The 2749-nt window shown below is 55.4% G+C and carries 2 protein-coding genes; both read right to left on the bottom strand.

Translation table 11 applies throughout. The features are described from left to right. The coding region (locus VGM48_RS05825) for an ABC transporter permease (RefSeq protein WP_331576982.1) at positions 1 to 1499 on the bottom strand (1499 nt) is incomplete at its 3' end. A 275-nt stretch (positions 1500 to 1774) separates the two neighbouring features. Further along, positions 1775 to 2665 (bottom strand): PhzF family phenazine biosynthesis protein, encoded by an 891-nt coding sequence (locus VGM48_RS05820; protein WP_331576980.1) that lies wholly within the window; start codon positions 2663 to 2665, stop codon positions 1775 to 1777. Positions 2666 to 2749: the final 84 nt, after the last annotated feature.

The following is a 2749-nucleotide window of genomic DNA, read 5'->3' as shown; positions in this document are numbered from 1 at the left end:
CCGGGGTAATTGCGGTTGAGATCCTGGCTGCCGTCGACGAGGACGAGGCGATCGGCATCGTAGCCTGTCGGCTGGTCTTTGACGTATTGGACCTGGCGATAGATGAGGGCGGTGCCGATGATGAGGGCGATGCTACAGGTGAATTGGAGGATGACGAGGAGCTTGCGCGGAAGCGCGGCCCCGCGTCCCGCTCGAAAAGATCCTTTAAGGACACTTATCGGTCGAAAGGAGCTGAGGTATACCGCGGGACGGCTGCCGGCGAGCAGGCCGGTGACCAGGACATAGCCCATCATGATGGCCCAGAACAAGGGACTTCCATAGGGGACGCGGATGGCGGCATTAGTGAGGTTGTTGAATGCGGGAATGGCGAGTTCCACGAGGCCCAGGCCGATGAATGCGGCGAGGAGCGTAATGACGAGGGATTCGACGAGGAACTGGAGGATGAGATCGCGACGCTGGGAGCCGATGGCTTTGCGGACGCCGACCTCGCGGGCGCGTTTTTCACTGCGGGCGGTGGCGAGGTTCATGAAGTTGATGCAGGCGATGAGCAGGACGAGTACGCCGATGACGCTGAAGAGGCGGACGTATTCGATGAAGCCGCCATCCTGTTTGCCGGCCTTGAATTCGGAGTAGAGGTGCCACTGGGTCATGGGATGTAAGAACACCTCTTCCTTTGCGTTCTTAAAGTTGATGGGATCGTATTTTTTTACGGCTGCGGCGAGTTTGGAGTCGAGTTGTTGAAGGGGGGTATTGGGTTGGAGGGCGACGAAGGTTTGGAAGGCGTTCTGATCCCAGCTGCCCGTCTCGGCGGTCTTGCGAACCCAGTCGTTGGCGAGAATATTATAGCTGAATGGGACGACAAAGTGCAGATCGAAGGTGGAATTTGCCGGGAGGTCGGCGATGACGGCTTTTACGACGAGGTTGTTCTGGTTGTCGATGCGGACCGTCTTGCCGATGGGATCTGCATCGCCGAAGAGGGAGCGGGCGGTGGATCGGGTCAGGACGATGGAATAGGTGTCGTCGAGTGCGTTGTTGAGCGTTCCTTTGAGTGTGGGGTAAGGAAAGATCTTGAAGAAATCTTCTTCCGCCTGGGCGCCGGTGAGAAATACTTTTTTCTCGCCGACGAGCAGATCGTGGGCGCCCATCCAGTCGGTGTGGGCGACATAGCGGATCTCGGGGATCTCTTTGCGGAGAGCGGCGGCGAGAGGAAAGGGGGTGGCCATCAACTGGTCGGGCTGGCCGTTGCGGACGAAGCGGGTATGCGCCTGGTAGACGTTCTCATGACCGGGGAGGAACCGGTCGTAGGAGTATTGATATTCGACCCAGAGGCCGATGAGGAGGGCGACGGCCATGCCGATGGAGAGGCCGAGGATGTTGAGGGTGCTGTAGGCCCTGTTGCGCGTGAGGTTGCGCCAGGCGGTGAGGAAGTAGTTACGGAACATGGTGACATCGTTGGTTACCTTATTGGGGACCAAAGGGGTGCCGGATTTACTATACATTGACATTCAATTGATTATTCGGCGGCGCATCGCCGTTTGTTGTGCGTTTTCGATACAGGGGGTGCGCGGGTTAGGACAGTCTGTCTCTGGAGCATCAGCGAGGAGGTTTGGGCGGGTTTGCGGCCGTGGGGGGTACTCTAAAACGGAAAACGAAACGTTGTATATACAATGTTCGGACTGGGGTGATAGTGGGTGTGGCGGCGTTACCCTTCGAGGAAAGCTTGCAGGATACGATTGAATTCATCGGGGGCTTCCATGGGGGGCGCCTATTTTTTTCAGGAAGGGTCGGATCGATCGTCGAAAGGTTCCAATAATCCACGAGCTATTTTACAGACACTACCGCTCACGAATACATTGTGGGTGTTGTCGGAGCAGGTTTTGAGTTGTACATAAAGCCTGCTGTTGCGGGAAAGGTTTTTGCCCTGTTGTAGTTGGATCAGCTGATCGGCTTTTTCGAGGCCGTGTTTTACCAGGTAAGCGCCGGCGGGCCCGGCGAGACTTCCGGTGGCGATGTCTTCGACGGATCCATCGTTGTCGCCTGTGCGTATACTACGGGTTTCGATGTCGAGCAGGCCGATGAATTTAGCGCCAAAATGATGCAGTTTTTCTTCGAGACCGGGGGCACCGATGTTTGCTTTGAACTGGTTGTTCTTAAATGGGATGATCAGGTAAGGCAGTCCGGTGGAAACAACGGTGACAGGGAGCCCGGGGTAAAGGTCTTGCGGGGTAGCGTTGAGGTAATCGAGGATAGATCTTGTTTCTGCGGCGTCGAGTGTTCTGCCGAATTCGGCTTTTCCCTGATCCATGGCTGCGTCATAGGTGCTGGCGCTTCTTTCCGTGGTGACCGTTACTGTCTTTGCGTTGAGTTGGAAAGTCCAGGTCGTTCTTTTATGATCGGGATATTTTTGATCATGTAAAACGGCGGCGGCGCCCAGGACGGGATGACCGGCAAAATCGAGTTCTTCGGAACAGGTGAAAATGCGGGCTTTTATGGTGTTGTCCCTGATCTCTTGCAGGAAAATACTTTCAAATTGCCGCATTTCCTGTGTGAGGGTTTGCATGGTGGCGGCGCTGAAGCTTTCTGCTTCCGTGAAGACGATGAGGCCGTTGCCAGAGAAGGGTATTGCGGAAAAGACGTCGACATGGTAGTAAGGGATCTCGTTCATGTTGGTTCAGTTTAATTTAATAGAGCGAGGGCGCTTATTTCGATGCGGGCATTCAGGGGGAGTTCTTTTACGGCGATGCATACG

The organism is Puia sp., from assembly GCF_036500295.1.
In the GTDB taxonomy this organism is placed as follows: domain Bacteria; phylum Bacteroidota; class Bacteroidia; order Chitinophagales; family Chitinophagaceae; genus Puia.
Note: the sequence above shows the minus strand (reverse complement) of the source record. Positions and strands in the feature narration are given on the sequence as shown.